This is a genomic window from Rhodanobacter sp. B05, assembly GCF_002001085.1.
Taxonomy (GTDB): domain Bacteria; phylum Pseudomonadota; class Gammaproteobacteria; order Xanthomonadales; family Rhodanobacteraceae; genus Rhodanobacter.
On sequence record NZ_MUNU01000016.1, the window covers coordinates 23,588 to 48,119 of the forward strand.

At 65.7% G+C, this 24,532-nt stretch carries 26 protein-coding genes and 1 tRNA gene; 19 read left to right on the plus strand and 8 right to left on the minus strand.

What is annotated here, in order from left to right:
- The first annotated feature begins 55 nt into the window (after positions 1-55).
- The 3 genes from B0E47_RS10840 to B0E47_RS10850 are packed head-to-tail and all read left to right on the plus strand — an operon-like array spanning position 56 to position 3,658.
- Positions 56-2,356, plus strand: a complete 2,301-nt coding sequence (locus B0E47_RS10840; RefSeq protein ID WP_077514394.1) for a DUF1631 domain-containing protein — start codon at positions 56-58, stop codon at positions 2,354-2,356.
- On the plus strand, positions 2,353-3,213 hold the full coding sequence (gene nadC, locus B0E47_RS10845) for a carboxylating nicotinate-nucleotide diphosphorylase (protein WP_077514283.1): 861 nt from the start codon (positions 2,353-2,355) through the stop codon (positions 3,211-3,213). The genes B0E47_RS10840 and nadC overlap by 4 nt, the downstream gene beginning before the upstream one ends.
- A gap of 43 nt (positions 3,214-3,256) precedes the next feature.
- On the plus strand, positions 3,257-3,658 hold the full coding sequence (locus tag B0E47_RS10850) for a DUF3301 domain-containing protein (RefSeq protein WP_077514284.1): 402 nt from the start codon (positions 3,257-3,259) through the stop codon (positions 3,656-3,658).
- Between the two features lie 33 nt (positions 3,659-3,691).
- Here the strand turns inward: B0E47_RS10850 and B0E47_RS10855 are convergent, their stop codons facing one another.
- The 5 genes from B0E47_RS10855 to petA form a co-directional block, all read right to left on the minus strand.
- Positions 3,692-4,114, minus strand: a complete 423-nt coding sequence (locus tag B0E47_RS10855; RefSeq protein WP_077514395.1) for a ClpXP protease specificity-enhancing factor — start codon at positions 4,112-4,114, stop codon at positions 3,692-3,694.
- 10 nt (positions 4,115-4,124) lie between these two features.
- Positions 4,125-4,763 carry a glutathione S-transferase N-terminal domain-containing protein gene (locus B0E47_RS10860; RefSeq protein ID WP_077514285.1) on the minus strand — a complete coding sequence of 213 codons (639 nt, stop codon included), beginning with the start codon at positions 4,761-4,763 and terminating at the stop codon, positions 4,125-4,127.
- A gap of 68 nt (positions 4,764-4,831) precedes the next feature.
- Entirely contained in the window at positions 4,832-5,575 is a 744-nt protein-coding gene (locus tag B0E47_RS10865) for a cytochrome c1 (protein WP_077514286.1), read from the minus strand.
- A gap of 13 nt (positions 5,576-5,588) precedes the next feature.
- Positions 5,589-6,890: a cytochrome bc complex cytochrome b subunit gene (locus tag B0E47_RS10870; protein WP_077514287.1), complete on the minus strand. Its 1,302-nt coding sequence runs from the start codon at positions 6,888-6,890 to the stop codon at positions 5,589-5,591.
- A complete protein-coding gene (petA, locus tag B0E47_RS10875; RefSeq protein ID WP_077514288.1) occupies positions 6,887-7,486 on the minus strand; it encodes a ubiquinol-cytochrome c reductase iron-sulfur subunit in 600 nt (199 codons plus the stop codon). Before petA ends, B0E47_RS10870 begins: the two co-directional genes overlap by 4 nt.
- Positions 7,487-7,645: 159 nt before the next feature.
- On the opposite strand from petA, the gene B0E47_RS10880 reads away from it, so the two are divergent.
- The gene (locus B0E47_RS10880) at positions 7,646-8,830 is read left to right on the plus strand and encodes a trypsin-like peptidase domain-containing protein (protein ID WP_077514289.1); all 1,185 of its coding nucleotides are present in this window, start codon (positions 7,646-7,648) and stop codon (positions 8,828-8,830) included.
- A 66-nt stretch (positions 8,831-8,896) separates the two neighbouring features.
- Here the strand turns inward: B0E47_RS10880 and B0E47_RS10885 are convergent, their stop codons facing one another.
- Complete coding sequence (locus tag B0E47_RS10885; RefSeq protein WP_343124532.1) at positions 8,897-10,129, minus strand: lytic transglycosylase domain-containing protein; 1,233 nt, start codon at positions 10,127-10,129, stop codon at positions 8,897-8,899.
- A 147-nt stretch (positions 10,130-10,276) separates the two neighbouring features.
- On the opposite strand from B0E47_RS10885, the gene miaB reads away from it, so the two are divergent.
- From miaB to B0E47_RS10940, 11 genes are all read left to right on the plus strand, one after another.
- A complete protein-coding gene (gene miaB / locus B0E47_RS10890) occupies positions 10,277-11,620 on the plus strand; it encodes a tRNA (N6-isopentenyl adenosine(37)-C2)-methylthiotransferase MiaB (RefSeq protein ID WP_077514291.1) in 1,344 nt (447 codons plus the stop codon).
- 60 nt (positions 11,621-11,680) lie between these two features.
- Positions 11,681-12,670, plus strand: coding sequence for a PhoH family protein (locus tag B0E47_RS10895; RefSeq protein ID WP_077514292.1), 990 nt, complete (start codon positions 11,681-11,683; stop codon positions 12,668-12,670).
- Entirely contained in the window at positions 12,667-13,215 is a 549-nt protein-coding gene (locus tag B0E47_RS10900) for an alpha/beta hydrolase (RefSeq protein WP_168171057.1), read from the plus strand. Before B0E47_RS10895 ends, B0E47_RS10900 begins: the two co-directional genes overlap by 4 nt.
- Before the next feature lie 4 nt (positions 13,216-13,219).
- The gene (gene ybeY / locus B0E47_RS10905; RefSeq protein WP_077514293.1) at positions 13,220-13,681 is read left to right on the plus strand and encodes an rRNA maturation RNase YbeY; all 462 of its coding nucleotides are present in this window, start codon (positions 13,220-13,222) and stop codon (positions 13,679-13,681) included.
- Positions 13,682-13,762: 81 nt separating this feature from the next.
- The gene (locus B0E47_RS10910; RefSeq protein ID WP_077514294.1) at positions 13,763-14,611 is read left to right on the plus strand and encodes a transporter associated domain-containing protein; all 849 of its coding nucleotides are present in this window, start codon (positions 13,763-13,765) and stop codon (positions 14,609-14,611) included.
- A 5-nt stretch (positions 14,612-14,616) separates the two neighbouring features.
- Entirely contained in the window at positions 14,617-15,828 is a 1,212-nt protein-coding gene (locus B0E47_RS10915) for a DUF4105 domain-containing protein (protein ID WP_077514295.1), read from the plus strand.
- An 82-nt stretch (positions 15,829-15,910) separates the two neighbouring features.
- A complete protein-coding gene (locus tag B0E47_RS10920) occupies positions 15,911-16,927 on the plus strand; it encodes a magnesium and cobalt transport protein CorA (RefSeq protein ID WP_077514296.1) in 1,017 nt (338 codons plus the stop codon).
- 41 nt (positions 16,928-16,968) lie between these two features.
- On the plus strand, positions 16,969-17,247 hold the full coding sequence (locus B0E47_RS10925; protein ID WP_077514397.1) for an oxidative damage protection protein: 279 nt from the start codon (positions 16,969-16,971) through the stop codon (positions 17,245-17,247).
- An 81-nt stretch (positions 17,248-17,328) separates the two neighbouring features.
- Positions 17,329-17,404 (plus strand) — tRNA-Phe (locus tag B0E47_RS10930).
- 204 nt (positions 17,405-17,608) lie between these two features.
- On the plus strand, positions 17,609-17,950 hold the full coding sequence (locus B0E47_RS10935) for a hypothetical protein (protein WP_077514297.1): 342 nt from the start codon (positions 17,609-17,611) through the stop codon (positions 17,948-17,950).
- A gap of 70 nt (positions 17,951-18,020) precedes the next feature.
- Positions 18,021-18,299, plus strand: a complete 279-nt coding sequence (locus B0E47_RS10940; RefSeq protein WP_077514298.1) for a hypothetical protein — start codon at positions 18,021-18,023, stop codon at positions 18,297-18,299.
- A gap of 83 nt (positions 18,300-18,382) precedes the next feature.
- Here the strand turns inward: B0E47_RS10940 and B0E47_RS10945 are convergent, their stop codons facing one another.
- The gene (locus B0E47_RS10945; protein ID WP_077514299.1) at positions 18,383-19,144 is read right to left on the minus strand and encodes a DUF3047 domain-containing protein; all 762 of its coding nucleotides are present in this window, start codon (positions 19,142-19,144) and stop codon (positions 18,383-18,385) included.
- A gap of 417 nt (positions 19,145-19,561) precedes the next feature.
- Here B0E47_RS10945 and B0E47_RS10950 point away from each other — a divergent pair, with 417 nt between their 5' ends.
- From B0E47_RS10950 to B0E47_RS10960, 3 genes are all read left to right on the plus strand, one after another.
- The gene (locus B0E47_RS10950) at positions 19,562-19,945 is read left to right on the plus strand and encodes an HU family DNA-binding protein (protein WP_077514398.1); all 384 of its coding nucleotides are present in this window, start codon (positions 19,562-19,564) and stop codon (positions 19,943-19,945) included.
- Between the two features lie 218 nt (positions 19,946-20,163).
- Entirely contained in the window at positions 20,164-20,598 is a 435-nt protein-coding gene (locus B0E47_RS10955) for a PepSY domain-containing protein (RefSeq protein ID WP_077514300.1), read from the plus strand.
- An 85-nt stretch (positions 20,599-20,683) separates the two neighbouring features.
- Positions 20,684-22,336: a M28 family metallopeptidase gene (locus B0E47_RS10960; RefSeq protein ID WP_077514301.1), complete on the plus strand. Its 1,653-nt coding sequence runs from the start codon at positions 20,684-20,686 to the stop codon at positions 22,334-22,336.
- Between the two features lie 149 nt (positions 22,337-22,485).
- Here the strand turns inward: B0E47_RS10960 and B0E47_RS10965 are convergent, their stop codons facing one another.
- Entirely contained in the window at positions 22,486-24,120 is a 1,635-nt protein-coding gene (locus B0E47_RS10965; RefSeq protein WP_077514302.1) for an alpha-glucosidase family protein, read from the minus strand.
- Between the two features lie 119 nt (positions 24,121-24,239).
- Here B0E47_RS10965 and B0E47_RS16880 point away from each other — a divergent pair, with 119 nt between their 5' ends.
- Positions 24,240-24,443, plus strand: coding sequence for a hypothetical protein (locus B0E47_RS16880; protein WP_139351437.1), 204 nt, complete (start codon positions 24,240-24,242; stop codon positions 24,441-24,443).
- Positions 24,444-24,532: the final 89 nt, after the last annotated feature.

Consider the following 24,532-nt stretch of genomic DNA (forward strand, 5'->3'; position numbering starts at 1 on the left):
CCGCGCCGCCTTTCCTGGCCCAGCCGTGCGCGGGGCACCTCAGGGGGATGTGGCGATGAATGAAGCCGGTGAGCCAACCAGGGTCGTCAACTTGAGCCCGCGCATGGAACCATCCAGCGAGCGCGTCGGCGAGTTGCTCAGCGCCGTGCGCGGGATCGCCGGCAAGAAGCTGCAGCAAACGGTGGGCAACGCGTTCGAACGGGTCGACGACGCGCTGTTCGACCTCGCCGAAAAGGCCGAGAACAACGCCGCCCAGATGCATTATTTCGACGGCATGCGCGAGGTGCGCAAGCGTCGCCCCGGCATCGAGCGCAATTTCCTCGGCGCGATCGCCCGCCACCTGAGCGACCTGGCTCACCCCGCGAATGCGAAGGCAGCTGCCGCGTCGTCTTCGCTCGGCTCGGCCGAGCTGACCCTGGTCGCGGAAAGCGACCTGGAGGAATCGCTGGCGATCACCAGCATGATCAGCAAGAACGAGGCGCGCCTGGCGCGCGATCTGTTCGCGGTCAACCAGCGGCTCTCGGTGATCTGCGGTGGCCACAAGATCGACGATGCCAACAATCCGGTGGCCCCGGCGATCCTGTCCCAGGCGTTTCGCCAGGCGCTGCAAGAACTCACCGCGGACATGCGCGTCAAGCTGATCATCTACAAGCTGTTCGATCGCTACGTGCTGTCGGTGCTGGAAGACCTCTACCAGGAAATCAATACCGAACTGGTTCGCGCCGGCGTGCTGCCGCAGCTGCGGCACCATATACCGCGCGGGGGTCAGCAGGTTCCGGCCGGTGCCGGCGCCACGAATACCGGCGGATCGGCCGCGGGCGACGAGAGCGGTGAAATTCCCGGCGACCTGCTGCATACCCTGCATGCCCTGTTCAGCGCACGCCGGGGCAGCGCCAGCGGCGGAGTTGCTCGCGAAGGCGGCGCGCACGTCATGCCGAGCGGCCCGCTGCCGTCGGCCAACGAACTGCTCGGCGCGCTCAGTGTGTTGCAGAGCCAGATCGTCAGCGCCGGCCCGCTGACGTATGACCAGGCGGACGACGCCGCCGCGCTCGGTCGCGAAGTCATGCAGCTCAAGGCGCAGTTGCTGACCCAGATCGGCGCCCTGCGCGGCGAGCGGCCCAGCCATGTGGCCAGCATGGACGAGGACACCATCGACCTGGTCGGCATGCTGTTCGAATTCATCCTGGAAGACCGCAACCTGCCCGCCGCGATGCAGGTGATGCTGGCGCGGCTGCAGATCCCCTACCTGAAGGCGGCGATCCTCGACCGCAAACTGTTCGCGCACCGCCAGCACCCCGCGCGCCGGCTGCTGGACAGCCTCGCCGAGCAGGCCAAGAGCTGGTCGGAGGAATCCGACCGCGACCACCGCCTGCACGAAAAGGTGAAGTCGATCGTCGACCAGTTGCTGCACGACTTCGACGACGACATGGGCATCTTCGAACGCCTGCTGACCGACCTGCAGCAATTCCAGGACGTCAACAAGCGCCGTTCCGAGCTGGCCGAGCAGCGCGTGGCCGAATCCACGCGCGGCCGCGAAAAACTCGAACAGGCGCGGCGCCGGGCCGCGCGCGAGATCCTCGACCGCATCGGCACGCAGAAGCTGCCCCCGCTGGTGCACGGCGTGCTGGCCCGTGCGTGGGCCAACCATCTGGTGCTCACCCTGCTGCGCCAGGGCGAGGATTCGCCCGAGTTCAAGAGCGCACTGCGCTTCATCGACGAGTTCATCGCCAGCACCCATCCGGCCAACGACACCACCAGCCGGCAGACTCTGCGCCAGATGCTGCCGGGCATCGAGCGAGCATTGCGCCACGGCCTGGCCAACGTGGCTTTCCAGGAGCAGGACGTGGAGCGACTGCTTGGCCAGTTGCACGCGTACTACCGCCAGCAACTGGGCGAACAACCCGAGCAGGGCGCGTCCGCCGATGGCGCGGTGGCCGCGGAAGACACCGCCATGCTGGCGATCCCCGACTCCATCCAGCCGGTCATCGACCAGCGGGCGGAGCCGGAAGACATCCTCGATGCGGAGGAATTGGCCGAGGTTCCGCCAGACAGCCCGCAATGGCACCAGGTGCAGGCGCTGCAACCCGGCAACTGGCTCGAGTTCACGCTGGACGGCGAGGCTCCTGCCCGGGCCAAGCTGTCGTGGATCAGCCCGATGAGCGGCCGCTACCTGTTCGTCAATCGACGCGGCCTGAAGGTGGCCGACTACGCACCGCGCGAACTCGCCGCGCTGTTCGCCGACGGGCACGCCCGCGTGCTGGCAGCCAATGCCCTGTTCGACCGCGCGATGACCGCCATCGTCGGCAAGCTGAGCCAGGCCGACGGGACGGCAACAGCCCCGACGCCCGCCGAATGACAGCGGCAGCAGCATCCTTCGCGCAGCCCGGTGCTGCGCAGATCGCCGCCGACGTCGAACATGCACTGGCCGAGGACCTGGGCAGCGGCGATGCCACCGCCGGGCTGCTGCCGGGCGATGCACGGGCCCGGGCGCAGCTGACCTGTCGCGATGCCGCGGTGATTGCCGGCAGCGCCTGGTTCGATGCCTGCTTCCGCCGACTCGACCCGGCCGTCCGGATCGACTGGTCGGTGCGCGACGGCGACCGGGTCGACCCGGGCACGCTGATCTGCCGCCTCTCGGGGCACGCCCGCTCGCTGGTCACGGCGGAGCGATCGGCGCTGAACTTCCTGCAACTGCTGTCGGCCACCGCCACGATCACCGCCGACTACGTCGCCGCGGTAGCCGGAACCGGGGTGCGCGTGCTGGACACCCGCAAGACCGTGCCCGGGCTGCGCGTGGCACAGAAGTACGCCGTCCGCTGCGGTGGTGGCCACAACCAGCGGATGGGTCTCTACGACGCGATCCTGATCAAGGAGAACCACATCATCGCCGCCGGCAGCATCGGCGCAGCCGTGACCGCGGCGCGCACGCTCCACCCCGAGCTGCCGCTGGAGGTGGAGGTGGAAGGCCTCGACGAGCTGGAACAGGCCCTGCAGGCTGGCGCGGATCGCATCATGCTGGACAACTTCGAACTGGCGCAGATGCACGAGGCGGTGAAGCGCACCGCCGGCCGGGTGCCGCTGGAAATTTCCGGCAACGTCGATCTGAAGACGATCGGCGAGTTCGCCCGCACGGGTGTCGATTTCATCTCGGTGGGCGCGTTGACCAAGCACGTGCGCGCCATCGACCTGTCGTTGCGCTTGCAACTGGACTGAACGCCGTCTTGCGCGAGGGCGCAGGCGCCCACACACTGGCTGCATGTCCGACTTGTCCAATCTCCTGCTGTTGCTGGTGCTCGGCGCCACCGTGGGGCTGTGGCTGAAACTCAGCGTGGCGCGCGAGCGCGCGGTCCGTGAAGCGCGCCAACAATGCCAGGTGCATGGCTTGCAATTGCTGGACGAAACGGTTGGTTTGCGTGGCCTGCGCCTGCGCCGGGTCAATGGCCTGCGCCGGGTCGAACGCTGCTACGGGTTCGAGGTGAGTATCGACGGGCATGACCGCGAGGCGGGTCGGCTGTGGATGATCGGCGATGCACTCAGCAGCCTCAGCCTGCCCACCATCGAGTTGCTGCCCCCCGCCGACGACGCCGATGCCGGCCCGCCATCGACTTCAGGCAAGGTGGTGGCGCTGCGTCCCCGTCAAGGCAACCGGCTGCACTGAGCGCAGCCGGCGAGCGGGAACCGGGGTGCCGCGCTACTTCACCACGCGCAGGTGCGGCGCACCACGCTTGGGCTTGTCACCACCTTCATCGGCACCCGGCGCGGGATCGGACGGCGGCGGTTCGGGCGGCGGTGTCTCGCCGCCTTCATTCTCCGCGGGGAACATCATGCCCTGGCCGTTTTCCTGCGCATACAGCGCCAGCACGGACTGCACCGGAATCTGGATCACCTGGCTGACCCCGGAGAAGCGCGCCTGGAAGTTGATCCACTCGTTGCCGAGATCAAGATTGGCCACGGCGCGGGTGGCGAGGTTGAGCACGACCTGGCCGTTCTTGACCACCTGCGGCGGCACGCGCACGCCGGCGAACGCCGCATCGACGAGGATGTACGGCGTGAGATCGTTGTCGCTGATCCAGTCGTAGATCGCCCGCAGCAGATACGGGCGATTCGAACTCATCGGTGCGCCGTCATGCTTGCTCATGGAGTTGCCGCATCGCCTTTTCCTGTTCGGTCATGCTGCGCGCGAAACCCTGGCTATGAAACAGGCGCTCGCCGTAATCGATGATCGGCTTGCCTTCGCGACCCAGATCCACCTCCAGCCAGGGCAGCCGCCAGATCACCGGCGCCACCAGGCAATCGGCGAGGCTCATCTCCGGGTTGAGGAAGAACTTCGAGGCCTTGAACAGCGGCACGGTGGACAACAAGTGTTCGCGCAGCCGCTTGCGCGCGGCATCCGCCGGCCGGCCACCGGCCCGGATCGTATCGACCTCCGGCAGCCAGTCCTTCTCGATCCGCACCGCGGCGACCCGCAGCCTGGCGCGCGATTGCGGATCGATCGGCATCAGCGGCGGATGCGGATAGCGTTCATCGATGTATTCGCACACCACCGCGGTATCGAACAGGGTCAGCTCGCGATCGATCAGGGTGGGCGTGCTGGCATAGGGGTTCAGATCGACCAGATCTTCCGGCGGCCGGGCCGGATCCACCAGCACGCGTTCGTAACTGACCCCCTTGGCGGCCAGCACGAGCCTGGCGCGATGACACTGGATGTCATCGGCGGTGGTGTACAGCGTCAATGCATTACGCAAGCGGGCGCTCTGGACCATGCGCTATTCCCCATCAATGAAACGAACGCGGCGGCTCATGGCCGCCGCATCCGCAGTGCCATCCGGCTTCAGTGGACGTCCTTCCAGTATTCCTTCTTGAGCAGGGCCAACAGGAAGGTCAGCAAGGCAAGGAAGAGGACGACCCAGATGCCATAGTGATGTCGCTGCAAGGCCGCCGGCTCGGAAGCGTATTGCAGGAAACTGGTCAGGTCGCGGGTCGCCTGCTGGTACTGCGCCGGAGTCATCTTGCCGGGCTGCGACAACACCAGTTTCTCCACCGCCGCGCTGTCGCCGTCCTTCGCCGGCTTCATCAGCGCGGTCTGCGTGCCCTGCAGCTCCCACAACGGGAACGGCATCGCGGCATTCGGCAAGGCGGTGTTGTTCCAGCCGATCGGGCTGTGCGGATCCAGGTAGAACGAATTGAGGTAGGTGTAGACCCAGTCCGCGCCCTTCGCATCCACTTCCAGTGACAGATCCGGCGGATCCTTGCCGAACCAGGTCTTGGCCAGCTCCGCCGGCATATGCGAGATCACCGGATCGTCGAACTTGGCGCCGGTGAAGTTGAGGTTCTGCATGACCTCGTTTTCGGTGAGGCCCAGGTCCTCGGCGATGCGCGAATAGCGCATGTACTTCAGCGAGTGGCAACCGACGCAGTAATTGAAGAACAGCCGCGCCCCCCGCTGCAGCGAGGCCTGATCCCGCACGTCGGCGCCGGACTTCATCAGCGCGCCTTCGCCACCCTCGGCGTGGACCGGCATGGCGCCGACCAGCAGGCCGAACGCCAGCGCGATACCGGAGAGAAAATGCTTCATCGTGGTCTGCCGCCTAGTCATGCGTGGTCACCCGTTCCGGAACCGGCTTGGTCTTCTCCCAGCCGAAATGCGTGTAGGCCCAGAGGAAGACGAAGAAGCCGAAATAGAGCAAGGTCATCAGTCGGCCGAACAGGTTCTCCCAGAAGGTGAGGTCGACATCGCCGAACCACGCCGGGATCACCTCGGCGGTGACGCCTGCACCGACCGCGCCGAGCCCGAAGAACGACAGCACGAAGATCCCCAGCGCCACCTTGTAGCCGGTGCCGCGATAGCGGATCGACTTGACCTTGCCGCGATCCAGCCAGGGCATCACGAACAGCACGGCGATCGCGCTGAACATCGCCAGCACACCCCACACGGCGGTGCCGAGGAACGACGGGATCATGCGCACGATCGCGTAGAACGGGGTGAAGTACCACACCGGCTTGATCTCCGCCGGGGTCACCAGATTGTTGGCGCGGATCGCATTGTCGTGCTCGAGGAACCAGCCGCCCAGGGTCGGCGCGAAAAAGATGATGAAGGCGGCGATCAGCAGGAAGAAGCCCACGCCGACCAGATCCTTCACCGTGTAATACGGGTGGAACGGAATGCCGTCGGCCGGCTTCAGCGCATCCCAGCGGTTGCCCTTGGGGCCCTTCTTGATCTCCACGCCGTCCGGGTTGTTCGAGCCCACCTCATGCAGCGCGGCGATGTGCAGCACCACCAGCAGCAGCAGCACCAGCGGCAAGGCAATCACGTGCAGCGCGAAGAAGCGGTTCAGCGTGGCATCGCCGGGCAGGAAGTCGCCCATGATCCAGTCCACCAGCGAATTGCCGATGTAGGGGATCGTGCCGAACAGCGAGATGATCACCTTGGCGCCCCAGAACGACATGTTGCCCCACGGCAGCACGTAGCCCATGAAGGCCTCGGCCATCAGCACCAGGAAGATCAGCATGCCGAGCAGCCACACCAGCTCGCGCGGCTTCTTGTACGAGCCGTACATGATGCCGCGGAACATGTGCAGGAACACCACCACGAAGAACAGCGAGGCACCGGTGGAGTGCATGTAGCGGATCAGCCAGCCCCACTCCACGTCGCGCATGATGTACTGCACCGAGTCGAAGGCTCCCGCCGCGCTCGGGTTGTAGTTCATGGTGAGGAAGATGCCGGTGACGATCTGGTTGACCAGCACCAGGATCGCCAGCGAACCGAAGTAGTACCAGAGATTGAAGTTCTTCGGCGCGTAGTACTCGGTCATGTGCGCGCGATACATCGGCATCATGCCCGGTGCACGCTCGTTCACCCAGGCGCCGATGTTGCTGAATACGTTGCTCATGCCGTCGCCCCCTTCGGATCCACGCCGATCTGCACCGTCGTGTCGTCGACGAAATGATACGGCGGGATCTGCATGTTCTTCGGTGCCGGCACGCCCTGGTAGACGCGGCCCGCCATGTCATAGCGCGAGTGGTGGCAGGGGCAGTAATAGCCACCCTGCCATTTCGGGTCGAACGGTTCGGGCTTGATCTCGCCCTTGTAGTCCGGCACGCAACCGAGGTGGGTGCAGATACCAACCATCACCAGCCATTCGGGCTTGATCGAGCGCGTGCCGTTCTGCGCGTACTTCGGCTGCTGGTCGACCTCGGACTTGGGATCGACCAGGCGCGGATCCTGCTCCGGCAGGACCTTCAGCTGGGCCGGGGTGCGGTTGACGATGAACACGGGCAGGCTGCGCCAACCCACGATCAGCTGCTGGCCCAGCTCGACCTTTTTCAGCGATTGCGTGACCGGAGCGCCGGCGGCCTTGGCGCGCGCGCTGGGTTCCCACGACTTGATGAAGGGCACAGCTGCCGACACGATCCCGATGCCACCGACCACTGCGGTGGTCGCTGTCAGGAAACGGCGGCGGCCGTGATCGACGACTTCGTTCGCCATCAGGCTCTCCGGTACATGCAAGGTCATCCCAGGGTGGGGTTTGGGGCCCCGAAAAATCGCGTTAGTGTAGCGTCAGGGGCGGCCTCGTACAATAAACCGGAAACTCGCCGGGTCCGCCCGACGCCTCTTGCCACGACTTGCCGGAACGTTCCCCACGACATGAAACATGCCGCCGGCACCCTGATCTTCATCGCCCGCTTCGTCGTCCTGGGATTGGCGCTCGCGTTCGTGGTCGGTCTGTTCTGGCCCGGCAGCGGCGAGCGATTGCGCGCGCGATTCGGACTGGCTCCCGCCGCGACCACACCGGCAAGCAGCGAGCGCGCCGACGCGGCGCCGGCATCCTATGCCGACGCAGTGGCCACCGCGGCACCGTCGGTGGTGAACATCTACGCCAACAAGATCGTCACCGAACAAGCCCTGCGCATGTACGACAACCCCGTGCTGCAGCAGTTGTTCGGCGGCCAGCCCACCACCTACCAGCATCGCGAGCAGACCCTCGGTTCCGGCGTGATCGTCAGCGCCCGCGGGCAGGACTACGTGCTGACCAACAACCACGTGATCGCCAATGCCGCCGACATCCAGGTGCTGCTGTACGACGGCCGCATCGCCAAGGCCAGCCTGGTCGGTTCGGATGAGGAAACCGACCTGGCCGTGCTGAAGATCGATGCCAGCAACCTGCCGGTGATCCACATGGCCGACCCGCAGCAGTTGCGGCCCGGCGACGTGGTGCTCGCGATCGGCAACCCGTTCGGGCTCAACCAGACCGTCACCATGGGCATCGTGAGCGCGATCGGGCGGCAGTTGAACAGCTCCAGCGCCGAGGATTTCATCCAGACCGATGCTGCCATCAACCTGGGCAATTCCGGCGGCGCGCTGGTGAATACCCGGGGCCAGCTGGTCGGCATCAACACCTTGCTGATCGGCAAGGGCCAGGCGGCCAACGCCGAAGGCATCGGTTTCGCAATCCCGGTCGCCACCGCCACCAAGGTGCTGGATCAGCTGATCGCCACCGGACACGTGGTGCGCGGCTGGCTCGGCGCCGACTACGCTTTCGTGCCGGTGGCCGCCAACAGCGGCTTGCCGGCGGCAGCGCGCGGCGTCCAGGTCACCGCGGTCTACCCCGGTGGTCCGGCGGCGCAGGCCGGACTCCGGCCGCGCGACATCCTGCTGCGGATCGGCCAGCACGACATCCTCGATCCGGCCGACCTGCGACGGCACGAAGCGGCACTGAAGCCCGGCAGCCAGGTCGAGGTCTCCGGCCTGCGCGACGGCGGCCCGTTCCATCTGGAGATCACCCTGGCACAGCGACCCGTGATGGGCGACAACGCCACGCTGGAACAGTAGCAGCGCCCGCCGGCACAAGGCGGTGACCATATCACCGGGGACAGCCAGGTACGGCGCAGCAGGCACTCAACTCGGGCCGCGCGACGCCAGCGGCGGGTGGATCGCCTCGCCGTAGCGCTTGCGCAAGGTCGCCACCCGTTCCACGTAGACCTCGGTCTCGGCATACGGCGGTATGCCCTTGTAACGCTGCACGGCGCCCGGGCCGGCGTTGTACGCGGCCGCGGCCAGCCGTTCGTTGCCGTTGAAATCGTGCAGCAGCAGGCTCAGGTAGCGGGCGCCGCCACGGATGTTCTGGTCGGAATTGAACGCGTCCAGCACACCCATGTCGCTGGCCGTGGTCGGCATCAGCTGCATCAGGCCCTGCGCCCCCTTGATCGACAGGGCGCGCGGATTGAACGCGCTCTCGGCATGGATGATCGCGCGCAGGAATGCCTCGTCCACGCCGTACTCGATGCTGGCGGCGCGGATCGTGTCCGCATAGGCATCAAGGTTGAGCGCGACGCTGTTCCAGTGGATCGTCGAGTGCAGGTTGCAGGCGACGCAGGTCGCGATGTAACTGAACAGCATGGTCACCGCGCGCCCCTTGCCGCCGAGCGGTTGCACATTGGTGTATTCCACGCTGCCGTCCGCACGCACGATGCGATACACCGCCCCGCGCAGCACCCGATTGGCGGAGGTATCCACCACCACTGGCGCAGCCAGCACGGCGTCGCCATGCGCTTCGCGATAACGCCACTGGCCGGGTGTGCCGGCCGCGGCGGCGGCCAGCGGCAACCTGGCGCTGGTCGCGACCGAGCCGCGCACACGGGCGAGCGATACCTGTGGTGCCGCCGGCATCGCATCCGTGGCCCGCGCGGTGGTGACGACGCTGCCGCGCACCCCGGCGAGCGAGACCAACTGCGCTCCACCGGCAAACAGGCTGCGCGCCGTGGTGGCGACGGTGCCGGTCACCCCGGTCAGCGAAGTGCGCTCGCGCGGCAGCGCGCGAACGCGTGCCTTCGGCTCGACATAGCTGCTGATCGCATGGCAGGCGCGGTAGCCCGCACGGCTGCTGCTGTACACGGTCTCGCCGCTGCTGCCGGTGCACTGGTAGAGCGTGCCGGCCCGCGCCGCGGCGCCATACAGACACGCAGCCAGCAGCGCGACCCCGGCAAGGATCGGACGTGACGGGAAGCAGCGCGCTGGCCGATCGACGCTTCCCCTGTGGCTGGCGGCACCGGACATGGGCGCAGTGTGCCGCCACGGACCGCGCACGCCAAGTGCGCGCTGGCGGTTTCGTGCGCCACGCAGCGTTTCCATGCTCCGCACACGTTGCGCCGGTGACGCGCGGTCGGCGCAAGTGCTTGATCTGCCATGGCGGATTGCTGGCAGCGCCGGCTCCACGCGGGTAAACTGCGCGGTTCAGCGGATTTCAGTTTTCCGCCAACGAACCACGGTACCCACGCCATGAGCGGCAAGCTTTTCATCAAGACCCACGGCTGCCAGATGAACGAGTACGACTCGGCCAAGATGGCCGACGTGCTGCGTGCGTCGCACGGCATGGAGCTGACTCAGGACGAGGCCGAGGCGGACGTGATCCTGATCAACACCTGCTCGATCCGCGAGAAGGCGCAGGAAAAGGTATTCAGCCAGCTCGGCCGCTGGAAACAGCACAAGAAAGACGGCCGGCAAGTCGTCATTGGCGTGGGCGGTTGCGTGGCGTCGCAGGAGGGCGCGGCGATCGTCAAGCGCGCGCCGTACGTCGACCTGGTGTTCGGCCCGCAGACCCTGCATCGCCTGCCCGAGCTGATCGAGAAGCAGCGCGCCAGTGGTTTGCCGCAGGTCGACATCAGCTTCCCCGAGATCGAGAAGTTCGACTGCCTGCCGGAACCCCGCGCCGACGGCCCGACTGCTTTCGTCTCGATCATGGAAGGCTGCTCGAAGTACTGCAGTTACTGCGTGGTGCCGTATACCCGTGGCGAGGAGATCAGCCGCCCGTTCGACGACGTGCTGGTGGAAGTCGCCCAGCTCGCCGCGCAGGGCGTGCGCGAGGTCAACCTGCTCGGCCAGAACGTCAACGCGTACCGCGGCCCCACGCATGACGGCGGCATCGCGGACCTCGCCGTGCTGATCCATGCGATCGCGCAGATCGACGGCATCGGCCGCATCCGCTTCACCACCTCGCATCCGCTGGAGTTTTCCGACTCGCTGATCGAGGCCTATGCGAACGTGCCGCAGCTGGCCAACTACCTGCACCTGCCAGTGCAGGCCGGCTCCGACCGCATCCTTTCCGCGATGAAGCGCGGCTACACCGCGCTCGAATTCAAGCAGAAGATCCGCAAGTTGCGCGCGGTGCGGCCGGACATCTGCGTGTCCTCCGATTTCATTGTGGGCTTCCCCGGCGAGACCGCCGAGGATTTCGAGAAGACCATGAAGCTGATCGACGACGTCGGCTTCGACCAGAGCTTCTCCTTCATCTTCTCCTCGCGCCCCGGCACCCCAGCGGCGAACTTGGCCGACGACACGCCGGCCAGCGAAAAGCATGAACGACTGTCCCGCCTGCAGGCCGCGATCAACGCGAACGCGAAGGCCATCAGCCAGGCCATGATCGGCAGCGTGCAACGCGTGCTGGTGGAAAAGCCCAGCACTCGCGATGCCAGCGAACTGACCGGCCGCACCGAGAACATGCGCTTCGTGAATTTTCCCGGCAACCCGCGCCTGATCGGCCAGTTCATCGACGTGGAAATCACCGAAGCGATGGCCAATTCATTGCGCGGACGTATAAAGATCGCCGACGAAGTGGCAGCTTAAGCCCCTCTCCCGCCGACGACCGACGGGAGAAGGATTCCTTCACCAACCACTTCGCCTCCCATGACCAACGGCCTCAATCAGTGCGATTTCACCCTCGACCCCGAGGACAACGCCCGTCTCGCCAACCTGTGCGGGCCGTTTGACGAACATCTGCGCCAGGTCGAATTGCGCCTCGGCGTGGAGATCAACCACCGCGGCAGCATCTTCCAGGTGATCGGCGATGACGCACCGGCCAGGGCTGCCGAGAAAGTGCTGCGTTCGCTGTATGCGACGACCGAAGACGAATCGCTGACCGGCGCCCGGATCAACCTGCACCTGGCCGAATCCGGCATCGACGCGATCGCCGAGGCGTCGGCCGACGAAGCGCAGGACGTGGTGATCAAGGTCAAGCGCGGCGTGATCAAGGGCCGCGGCCCGAACCAGGCGCGCTACCTGCACGCGATCACCAGCCACGACATCAACTTCGGCGTGGGCCCGGCCGGCACCGGCAAGACTTACCTGGCCGTCGCCAGCGCGGTCGAGGCGCTGGAGGCGAACCGGGTGCAGCGGCTGATCCTGGTGCGCCCCGCGGTCGAGGCCGGCGAGAAGCTCGGCTTCCTGCCCGGCGACCTGTCGCAGAAAGTCGATCCCTACCTGCGCCCGCTGTACGACGCGCTGTATGAGATGCTCGGCTTCGAAAAGGTCGCCAAGCTGATCGAGCGCAACGTGATCGAGATCGCGCCGCTGGCCTACATGCGTGGGCGCACGCTCAACGATTCCTACGTGATCCTCGACGAAGCGCAGAACACCACGGTCGAGCAGATGAAGATGTTCCTGACCCGCATCGGCTTCGGCACGGTGGCGGTGATCACCGGCGATGTCACCCAGGTCGACTTGCCGCGCAGCACGCGCTCGGGCCTGCGCCAGGCCATCGAAGTGCTGCGTGGGGTAGGCGGCATCAGCTTCACCTTCTTCACCTCGCGCGACGTGGTGCGCCACCCGCTGGTGGCGAAGATCGTGCGCGCGTACGAGGCGTTCGAACAGAAGGACGACCAGGACCACGACGCGTGAACTATCCGCCCTGGCCACGCGTGCTGATCCTGCCCGGTCTGTACGACTCCGGGTCGAGCCACTGGCAATCCCGCTGGGAAACGCTGCATCCGTCGTTTCGCCGGGTCGTGCAGCGCGACTGGCACAGCCCCGATTGCGACGAATGGATCGCCACGCTGGATGCCGCCATCCAGCAGGGCGGCGTGCCGGCCTTGCTGGTGGCGCACTCGGCCGCCTGCAGCCTGATCGCCCATTGGGCCGCGCGCCACCACGGCCCGGTGCTGGGCGCCCTGCTGGTATCGCCGGCGGATACCGAGGCGGCGAGCTACCCGGCCGAACCCAGCGGTTTCCAGCCCATGCCCCGTCAGCGGCTGCCGTTCCACAGCATCATGGTGGCCAGCAGCAATGATCCCTACGTGCAACTGGATCGCGCGCGCACGTTCGCCGCGAACTGGGGCTCGCAACTGGTCGAGATCGGCGCGCGCGGCCATATCAACGGCGAATCCGGCCTCGGCGACTGGCCGGAAGGACTGATGCTCCTGCGCGAACTGGCCATGGTGGACTGACGCGATGGCACTCTCCGTCGAACTCGCCGTACGCTACGGCCTCACCCGCAACGGCCTGCCCTCCCCGGCCAGCTTCCGTCGCTGGGTCGAGGCCGCGCTGCGCGGCGCGAAACGCCGCAAGCCCTCGGCGCTGGCGATCCGACTCGTCGACATCGGCGAGGGCCGCGCGCTGAACCGCGATTACCGCGGCAAGGATTACGCCACCAACGTGCTCTCCTTCCCGGTCGAATTGCCGCCGGGTGTCGCCCTGCCGCTGATCGGCGACCTGGCCATCTGTGCCCCGGTGGTGCAGCGCGAAGCCGCCGAACAGGGCAAGGCCGTGCGCGATCACTGGGCCCACCTGACCATTCATGGCGTGCTCCACTTGCTCGGCCACGACCATGTCGACGAACGCGACGCCACGATCATGGAAGCGCTGGAGACACGCATACTCGCCGGCCTGGGCATTGCCGATCCCTATGCCTGAGCGCGCCAGCGCACTGAACCGTCACGATTTTTCCGCTAGAATCGGGGTTCCGCCCGCATCCGGGCAGAATCGCAAAGAGTGATGAACGACGACCCTGGCAGTACCAGCGGCCCGGCCCACCGTACCTGGTGGGATCGACTGGGCCACCTGTTTTCCGGTGAACCGCGCAACCGCGGCGAACTGCTTGAGGAGTTGCGCTCGGCGCAGTCGAACGGCCTGCTCTCCGTCGATACCCTGACCATGGTCGAGGGTGCCATCAAGGTCACCGAACTGAGCGTGGACGACGTGATGGTGCCGCGCGCGCAGATCGTGATGCTCGCCGTCGAATCATCGCTGTCCGACCTGCTCGCCGTGGTGGTCGAATCCGGCCACTCGCGTTTTCCGGTGCACGGCGAGGACAAGGACGAGGTCCTCGGCATCCTGCTGGCCAAGGACTTGCTCAAGTTTTTCGGCGCCGCCGAGCACTTCGACATCCGCTCGATCCTGCGCTCGGCGGTCTTGATTCCCGAATCGATGCGATTGAACGTGCTGCTGGAGGAATTCCGGCTGACGCGCAACCACATGGCCCTGGTGGTCAACGAATACGGCGGCGTTGCCGGCCTGGTCACGATCGAGGACGTGCTCGAGGAAATCGTCGGCGAGATCGACGACGAGCACGATGACGAGGACGCACCCGAATTGATGCACCAGCAGCCCGGCGGCGACTGGCTGGTCAGCGCGCTGACCCCGATCGAGGATTTCAACGAGCGCACAGGCGCGACCTTCTCCGACGAGGAATACGACACCGTCGGTGGCATGGTCACCTCGGAATTCGGGCATCTGCCCGAAGCGGGCGAAGAGGTGGCCATCGACGATTACCTGTTCCACGTCACCGAGGCGGACGATCGCCGCGTGCAGCAGTTCCGCGTGACGCGACAGGCCGCCGCGTAGATCGCATGAATCGCCTCCAGCGCATCCTCGTCCTGCTTCTGCTCGTCATCGCGGCAACTGCATCCGCGACCGTTCGCGCCGGCGTTGCCGACGCGAACGGTGCAGACCTCGAGGTCTCGCTGATCACCTACGGCCCCGGCGACGTCTACTGGGAGCGTTTCGGCCATGACGCGATCGAACTGCGCGACCGCGCCTCGGGCGAGGCGATCAACTTCAACTATGGCGTGTTCGATTTCAACGAGAAGAACTTCCTGCTGAACTTCGCCCGCGGCCGCATGCACTACATGATGGACGCCGAGCCCACCGATCAGGAAGTGGCGTACTACGTGGGCGTAGGTCGCTCGGTGACGCGCCAGCGACTGGCGCTGAGCGCCGACCAGGCCGCCGAGTTGCGCGACAACCTGCTGTGGAACCTGCGCCCGGAAAATGCCGGCTACAACTACGATTACTACGCCGACAACTGCACGACCCGCGTGCGCGATGCGCTGGACAAGGTGCTCGGTGGCGCACTGAAAGAGCAGCTCACTGCGCGCCCGGGTGGCATGACGTATCGCCAGCAAACCGATCGCCTGATGAGTGCGCAACCCTGGCTGATGCTGTTGCTGGACGTGGGTCTGGGGCCATACGCCGATCAGCCGCTGAATGCCTGGCAGGAAAGTTTTCTGCCCTCCGTGCTGCAGGCACAGCTGAGCCAGGCGCGGATTCCCGCCGCCGGCAACGGCACGCTGGCGCTGGTCGGGAGCGAGCAGGCAGTCTCGCCGAACCGGCTGCAGGCGCCACCCGCATCGCCACCCGACCTGCGCCTGCCGCTCGGTGTGGCCGGCCTGGTGTTCGGCGCTCTGATCATCCTGTGTCGACGCAGCTGGCCGACCGCCTACGCCCTGCTCGGCACGCTGTACCTGGTTGCCGCCGCGCTGGTCGGCCTGTTGCTGCTGGCGCTGTGGACGCTGACCAGCCATCACTCGGCCTGGGCCAATGCCAACCTGCTGCTGTTCAACCCGTTGGCCTTCCTGTTGCTGCCCACGCTGTGGCGGGCGCGCCGCGGATTCGCCGCGTCGCGCTTCATCGATGGCGTGATCGTCGTGCAACTGCTCGCCGTGATCGTCGCCGTGGTACTGCACCTGCTGCCCGGCACGGTGCAGCAGAACCAGCCGTGGCTGCTGTTCGCGCTGCCCTGCTGGCTGGCGCTGGCGTGGAGCCTGCGGCGCAATCGTTGATCCCGTGGAGGCCGCGTTGCACGGATCGGGCGCGTAGGCGTCGCGCGTTGCCCCGTCACACGCGGCAGGGCATCATGCGGACATGAGTCCGACCCCGCCGACACCCGCCTCGCCATCGACCACGCAACCGATGGTGGTCAATTGCATCGCCTATCGCCACAACGGCGATCGCATCGGCGAAATCAGCCTGGACGCGATCAGCGACGTGCTGAAGGAGCCGGAAACCTTCGTCTGGGTCGGCCTGCACGAACCGGACGAGCCGCTGCTGGAAAAGCTGCAGGAGGAATTCGGCCTGCACGACCTCGCCATCGAGGACGCGCACAACGCGCACCAGCGCACCAAGATCGAAACCTACGGCGACTCGCTGTTCCTGGTGGTGCAGACCGCGCAACTGATCAATGGCGAGCTGGCGTTCGGCGAGACCCAGATCTTTCTCGGTCAACGCTACCTCGTCACCGTGCGCCATGGCGCATCGCTGTCCTACGCGCCCGCGCGACGTACCTGCGAACACACCCCGGAGCTGCTTGCCCACGGACCCAGTTACGGCCTGTACGGCGTGCTCGACTTCATCGTCGACAACCTGCTGCCCATCGTGCGCGACTGCCGCGAGGAACTCGGCTTGCTCGAGCAGGATATCTTCGCCGAGACATTCAAGCGCAGCACCGTGCACCGGCTGTACGACATGCAGCGCGACCTGATGACGTTGCGCCTTGCCGTCGCGCCGCTGCAGGACATCACCAGCCAACTGGTGCGGTTGCATCCGAACCTGATACCCGACGACTTGCGACCGTACTTTCGCGACGTCTTCGACCATGTATTCCGGGTCAACGAATCGATCAGCGCGATGCGCGAAATGCTCACCGCCGCGATCAACGTCAACCTGTCGCTGGTCACCTTCGGCCAGAACGAAGTAATGAAGAAACTCGCCGGCTGGGCCGCGATGCTTGCCGCCCCCACCTTGCTCACCAGCTGGTATGGCATGAACTTCCAGCACATGCCCGAACTCGGCGAGACATGGGCCTACCCGGTCATGATCGTCGTGATGGCGCTGGTGGTCAGCGGAATCTATGTGGCGCTGAAGCGGGCGAAGTGGTTTTGAGCGCAACGCGTTCCGACGACACCAACCAGCAGGAACACCGCATGACCCGCACCATCCATTGCAGCAAGCTCGGCATCGACGCCGAAGGCCTGGATTTCGCCCCCTGGCCCGGGCCGCTTGGCCAGCGCATCTACGCCGAAATTTCCAGGCCCGCCTGGCAACAGTGGCTGACCCACCAGACCACCCTGATCAACGAATACCGGCTCAACCCGCTCGATCCCAAATCGCGCGCGTACCTCGCCGAACAGATGGAGAAATTCCTGTTCGGCGGCGACGTCGACCAGGCCACCGGCTTCACCCCGCCCGACGTCGCGTCTTGACGAAAAGCCGTGCATTCGGTCTAATGCGCGGCTCCACGCACCTTCCGCGACCCATGCGGACACCCGTGGCAGCCAATTTCCGGCCGGGTAGCTCAGTTGGTAGAGCAGGGGATTGAAAATCCCCGTGTCGGCGGTTCGATTCCGTCCCCGGCCACCATCGGAACAAACGAACAGGCCCGCTTTCGAGTGGGCCTGTTTGTTTTTTACCCTGACGGTGGTAGACGAAACACCAGGCCCACCCTGGCACGGCGCGCTGCCGCGGGAAGACCGACCATGCCGACACCCCGGAAAGCCGGCGGTTGGCACGAATGCTGCTGCTGACTCCGTGAACCGCTCCGGTTCCCTCTATCGAGAAGCTGCCATGGAAGAAGTCATCGATTGCATGAATGTCACGAAGTCGCCGGAAGAGTTGGCGATCAACTTCCTGATGCGGCATGCCCGATGCCGCATGGCGCTGACCGGGTGGACCGACGAAAACACCCTGCAGCAGGCACTCGCCGGTTCCGGGCTCGACACGCCCGCCGTCCGGCCCGCGGCAGCCGATTTGTCCGCGCCCGCCGAAAACCTCATGACCACCGCCATGCCAGCGCCCGCAGTGGCCGGAGACGACAGTTGCGCAGCTCGCTTTTCAAGGGCATATGTCGCTGCGCGTCACATGTCGGCATCTCGTCACACCATGACCAGGGCGGGGAAAGCGGCTTGATGCGTGAGCGGGTGTGTGGGTGGCGAACGTGCGAAAATGGAAACGCCGATACCCACGCAAGTGACGCCCCATGAACCCCGGGAAATACGATTTTCGCCAGTTCCAGGAAGAACTGGCCAAGCTTGAACGCAAGGTCGAAAAGCAGCAACCGGCGAAGCCGCTGGGCAAGAAGGCCGCGGCCGCCCAGCGCATGGCGATGGCACGCGAGGAATTCCTTGCCATGCGCCAGCGGCACGAGTTGAGCGTGGCGGACGTCGTGGCATTCTTCCCCGAGGAAGAGGGCATCGCCTATCTGCAGGAGCTGATCGTGGCATCGCAGGCGAAGCCGCGACGCAAGCGCAAGATCTGACCCGATCGCGCCGCCATCCCGCAGAGCCTAATGCCCGTGGCGAGCGCCGGGATCGCCAGGTCGAAACGAACCCGCAGGATGATTTATCGACCGGCCTCCGGTGTGACGGACGGAGCCGGTGCCAGCGTCAGGTCGCCAAACCATGCCTTGACCTGCCCGCCGGTATTGTCGGTATCGGAGGCCAGCGCGATACCGGTCACCGGCGGCGCGGCACGGCCGAACGCCGCGCGAAAATCCGCCGCCAGATTGCGCCGCTGCAACTGCCAGCTGCCGGCATGCGCGTTGCCACTCTGCAGGACGATGGTCTTCACCTCGCCGAAGTAGGCGTTGGAGGCGATGGTGCCCACCGGATGGCGGTTGTCCCAGACATAGCACAGGGCCGCGGTGGGCATGGCGTGGCCGAGGGTGCGCCCGGCAAGGTCCAGCTTCATGCGTTGCAGCCACGACAATTGGCTGCGCGACACGTCGAAGAACACATAGACGCGCGCGGCGAAGTCGTCTCCGGATTTCTTCGACAGGTCGGCTTTCGCGACGCTGTGATCCACCTTCCAGCGCCAGCTCAGCAGGGTGGTCGCGGGGATGTCCAGCGTGTACGCGATCGCGCCGGCGGCATGGTCGGCATCGATGCCGAACACGTCATCGCCGCCATCGCGAACGATCGCCATGTGCGCGGCGGGCTTGTGCCGCGACATCGCGTAGCGCTTCCAGCCGGACGGCAGGCTGGTTCCCGGCGCGGTGTCGGAAAAGCGTAGCGTGGTGATTGCCCCGGCCGCGGCCACGGCTGCCGGGGCGACCGGCGCCAGCGCCATGACAACCAGGCAACGGATCAGCGCAAGTCCTGTCATGCGTGGCTGGCCGGTGGGTGATGCATGCCCGCGAGCATACCGATGTGGCGCACATGGCGGGTACGCGACCATGCTCGGGGAACCAACCTCATCTGCTCCGCTGGACGCACGCCACGGCTTTCGACGGAGCATCGCCGGCGCTTGCCGCCAGGATTCATTGCCTGCCTGGTCGGCGCGCTTTGGCCCTCCCGCTGCAGTTCGATTGGCCCCCCGAATCTCAAAGCAGCCACCCGGCGACCCTCCCCGTCGTGACGCGTATTGCCACCCATCGACTCGGCAACCTGGATGGCGATGTGAAAAAAAAGCATCTCGATGCACTCCAGATGAGTAAAACCCGCAAAATTTCGCTACATTGTGCAGGCCGCGAGGCCTCCGAGCCCTTCAAAGCCGGAGTTTCCCATTACCGAGATGAAATCCATGGCTACCAAAACCACTGCCAAGAAAGCCCCCGCCAAGAAGGCTCCCGCCAAGGTCGCCGCACCGGTGAAGCCGCTGGGCGAGAGCCTGTCGAAGTCGGGCCTGATCGCCCATATCGCCGCCCAGGCCAACGTCGAAGCGAAGGCGGTCAAGGCCGTGCTCGCCGGCCTCGAGTCGGCCGTGCTCGCGTCGGTGCACAAGAAGGGCGCCGGCCATTTCACCCTGCCCGGCCTGTTCAAGATCAACGCGGTCAAGGTCGCGGCCAAGCCGAAGCGCAAGGGCAAGAACCCGTTCACCGGCGAGGAGCAGATGTTTGCCGCCAAGCCCGCCACCGTGAAGGTCAAGGTGCGCGCGCTGAAGAAGCTGAAGGACGCCGCGGTCTGATCCACCCGATCTGATCCACCTGATCTGATCCACCTGATCTGATCCACGCCGTCTGATCCACCCGTACACCACTGCCCGGAGCAGTCTTTCCGGGCAGTGGCTGTGCAGTGTTCGTCCATTCCCTCGCTGAACCGTTGGGTTGTGTTCACGCCCGCGTTCACCCGGGATTTTCATTCGGCGCCCGACACTCCTGCTTTTCGCAAGCAACGAGGTGCGCCATGAAGAACCCGATCGCCACTCTTACCGTCGCGCTCACCGTGGGCGTGTTGTCGCTCGGAACCGGCAGCGCCGCGACGGCGCAACAGGCGCTGACCGAACCGCAGGTGCGCAGCGAGCTCACCGAACAGGGCTACACCAAGGTGCACGACCTGAAGTTCAAGGACGGCATGTGGCGCGCCGAGGCGAAAAGCGCCAATGGCAAGCATGTGGATGTGCGCATCGATGCCAGCACCGGCAAGGTGTATCCGGCCAGGCAGGTCTCGACGCTGAGCAGGCACGACGTGGAAGCCGCCTTGGAGACCCAGGGCTACACGCGCGTGCACGACGTCGATTATGACGACGGCATATGGAAGGCCAAAGCGGAGAACTCTGCCGGGCACAAGGTCAAGCTGCGCATCGATGCCGGGACTGGCAAGGTCATCGGCATCGAGTGAACGAAGCGCGGCAGGCCGGCCGCCGATCGAGCGGCACCGGGATGTACTAGTATCGGGCGTTCCCTCCCCCGACCGGTGACCACCCGTGAGACGACTGCTCCTGTCCGCCCTGATCATCGCCGCCTGTGCCAGCGCACAGGCAGCCGATACGCCAAGCTTCAGCACCCAGCGATTGTCCGACGAGGTCAAGACGCTTTCCTCCGATGCATTCGAAGGTCGCGGCCCGGCCACCCCGGCCGAGACCAAGACCATCGACTACGTGGTTGCGCAGATGAAGGCGGCCGGGCTGCAGCCCGGCGGCGACCTCAAGGACGGCAAACGGCAATGGACACAAGCCGTGCCGTTGCTGCGCACCGAGATCATCGGCCAGCCTTCGTTGAGCCTGCAGCTGGGCAGCACCACGGAACCGCTGACCCAGGGCAAGCAGATCGCGATACGCGCACCGATGGACGGCTCCACCTCGGTGGACATCGCGAACGCGCCGCTGGTCTTCGTCGGCTATGGCGTCAAGGCGCCGGAGCGCCACTGGGACGATTTCAAGGGCGTCGACCTGCACGGCAAGATCGCCGTGGTGCTGGTCAACGATCCGGATTTCGAAACCGGTCACGGCGACTTCGGCGGCAAGGCGATGACGTATTACGGCCGCTGGACCTACAAGTACGAGGAAGCCGCGCGGCAAGGCGCGCTTGGCCTGCTGGTGATCCACGAAACCGCGCCCGCCTCGTACGGCTGGGCCACGGTGAAGAACTCCAACACCAACACCATGTTCGACATCGTGCGCGACAAGCCCGGCGAAGAGCATCCGCAACTGGAGGGCTGGATCCAGCGTGACCTGGCGGTGCAGATGTTCAAGCACGCGGGGCTGGATTTCGACAGCCTGAAGAAGCAGGCGCAGACCCGTGCGTTCAAGCCGGTCGCGCTGAAGGGCGAAAGCCTTTCGGCCAGCTTCAAGGTCGACAAGAGCGTGATCACCTCGCACAACATCGTCGGCCGCGTGATCGGCAGCAAGCATCCGGACCAGACCGTGATCTACAGCGCGCACTGGGATCATCTCGGGGTCGGCCAGCCGGACGCCACCGGCGACCGCATCTACAACGGCGCGGTCGACAACGCGACCGGCACCGCGGCGCTGATCGAACTGGGACGCGCCTTCGCGCATGCGCCCAGGCCGGAGCGTTCGGTGGTGTTCGTGAACGTCACCGCCGAGGAAAAAGGCCTGCTAGGTTCGGAGTACTACGCCACCCACCCGCTGTATCCGCTGGCCACCACGGCGGGTGTGCTCAACATGGACGCGCTCGATCCGCATGGGCCCACGCGCAACTTCACGATCTCCGGCAATGCCAAGCTCGGCCTGCTGGACGACCTGATCGCTGACGCGAAGCAGTTCAACATGGTCTACACGCCGGACCCGAAGCCGGAGGCGGGGTATTTCTTCCGCTCCGATCACTTCTCGTTCGCCAAGCGCGGCGTGCCGGCGGTCTCGTTCGGCTCGGGCAACGACTGGGTCGACGGTGGCGTGAAGGCCGGCAACGCGGCCGAAGAGGAATACACCGCCAGGCACTACCACCAGCCCTCCGACGAATGGCAGGCCAGTTGGCCTTTCACCGGCATGGCGCGCGACCTGCAGCTGCTCTACACCGTGGGCAGCCAGTTGGCGAATTCGGACCAGTGGCCCGGCTGGAGCAAGGACTCCGAGTTCCGCGCCGCGCGCGAGGCCACGGCCGACCAGCGCAAATAAGCCACGAAACACGTAGGAGCCCGCTGGCGGGCCATGCTTTTGTGTCGGGATTCGGGATTCGGGATTCGGGATTCGGGATTCGGGATTCGGGATTCGGGATTCGCAAGAGCAAGAGCATGGCCCGCCTGCGGGCTCCTACGCGCTCGGGGTCAGGCTCCGTTGCCGAGTCTGGCGAACCATGCCCCGTGGCCTGGCAGGCGCAACGTATTCCCATATATTGAACCGGCCTGCAGACCATGGCCCCCGATTGCCGTCCACCCGCTGCCGGAAAGCGGCGGCAGGCTCAGCTCGATCGCAGCAGTGCCAAGATTGAACATCACCAGCAGCGCTTCCCCGTCTAGCCGACGGATGATGGCGAGCACCGGCTCGACCGTCTCGACGAACTCGATGTCGCCCCAGCGCAGCGCCGGGTGTGACCGACGCCAGCGCATGAAGGCGCGAAAACCGTTCAATACCGAATACGGGTCGGCCTGCTGCTGCGCCACCGCGCGTGCGCGGTGCTCCTCGGGCACCGGCAGCCACGGCATGCCGTGGCTGAAACCCGCCTGCGCATCGGCGTCGCTCCAGGGCATCGGCGTGCGGCAGCCGTCGCGTCCCTTGAACTGCGGCCAGAACGCGATGCCGTAGGGATCGCGCAGCGACTCGTAAGGCACGTCCGCCTCGGTCAGGCCAAGCTCCTCGCCCTGATAGACACAGACCGAACCGCGCAGCGAACAGACCATCGCGGTAAACAGGTTGGCCAGCTGCGCCGACGCGTCGCCGTTGCCCCAGCGGCTGAGCACGCGCTCCACGTCGTGGTTGGAGATTGCCCAGCACGGCCAGCCCTCGGTCATCTGCGCTTCCAGCTGGCGCACCGTGTCGCGGATGTGCGCCGCGCTGAAGTCGTCGGTCAGCAGTTCGAAGCTGTAGCCCATGTGCAGGCGGCCGCCCGCGGTGTATTCGGCCATCGTCGCCAGCGAATCCTCCGAGGAAATCTCGCCCAGCGCCGCCACGTCCGGATAGCGATCCATCAGCGCCCGCAGCTCGCCGAGAAAGGCCAGATTCTCCGGCTGCGTGTTGTTGTGGTAGTGATACTGGAACGCATACGGGTTGGCCGGGCTGAAGCCGCGGCCCACGCGCTGGTCGCTGGGTTTGGGCGGGTTGTCGCGCAACTGGCGGTCATGGAAGCAGAAGTTGATCGCGTCCAGGCGCACGCCGTCCACGCCCTTGTCCAGCCAGAATTGCAGGTTGTCCAGCGCCGCCGCGCGCACCTCGGGATGATGGAAGTTCAGGTCGGGCTGCGCGGCGAGGAAATTGTGCAGGTAGTACTGACCGCGACGCGGCTCCCACTGCCATGCGCTGCCACCGAACAGCGACAGCCAGTTGTTCGGCGGCGTGCCGTCCGGCCGCGCATCGGCCCACACGTACCAGTCCGCCATCGGGTTGTCGCGGCTCTGCCGGCTTGCGCGAAACCACGCATGCTCGGCCGAGGTGTGGCTGAGCACCTGGTCGATCATCACCTTCAACCCGAGCCGGTGCGCCTTGTCCAGCAGCCGATCGAAATCCGCCAGCGTGCCGAACAGCGGGTCGACATCGCGGTAGTCCGCGATGTCGTAGCCGAAGTCCGCCATCGGCGACTTGAAGAACGGCGCGATCCAGATCGCGTCGACGCCCAGGTCCGCCACATAGTCCAGTCGCTCGACGATACCCGGCAGGTCGCCCACCCCGTCGCCGTCGGTGTCGAGGAAGCTGCGCGGATAGATCTGGTAGATGACGGCACCGCGCCACCAGGGGGCATCGCTCATTCGCATGTCCATGCAATTGCCGCCCGGGTTGCAACGACACGCCGAATGACGACGTTGCCGGGCCTTGCAGGGAGCTTAACGGCTGCGCATGCGAGCGCCGTGATCGTGCATACGTATTCATGGATGACGGCTATCGCTGTGCAACAATCGTCGCCACGATTCGTTTGGCCGTCCATACCGGATTCGGTACGATCCATCAAAAATGCCGCAATAAAGGCATTATTGCGACAGTTTCGAAGCCGCCACGACACCATTGCGGCGTGCGCAAAACTGCATTCGTCAAAGCGCGCAACGCGCTTTTGCGACGCGCCGCAACAGAATGAATACGTATGCAGGGACGGTTCGTCCGTCCACAGCCGTCCTAACATCGGCTCCACGGAAAGACAACGCATCCGCTCGCCAGCATCGCCAG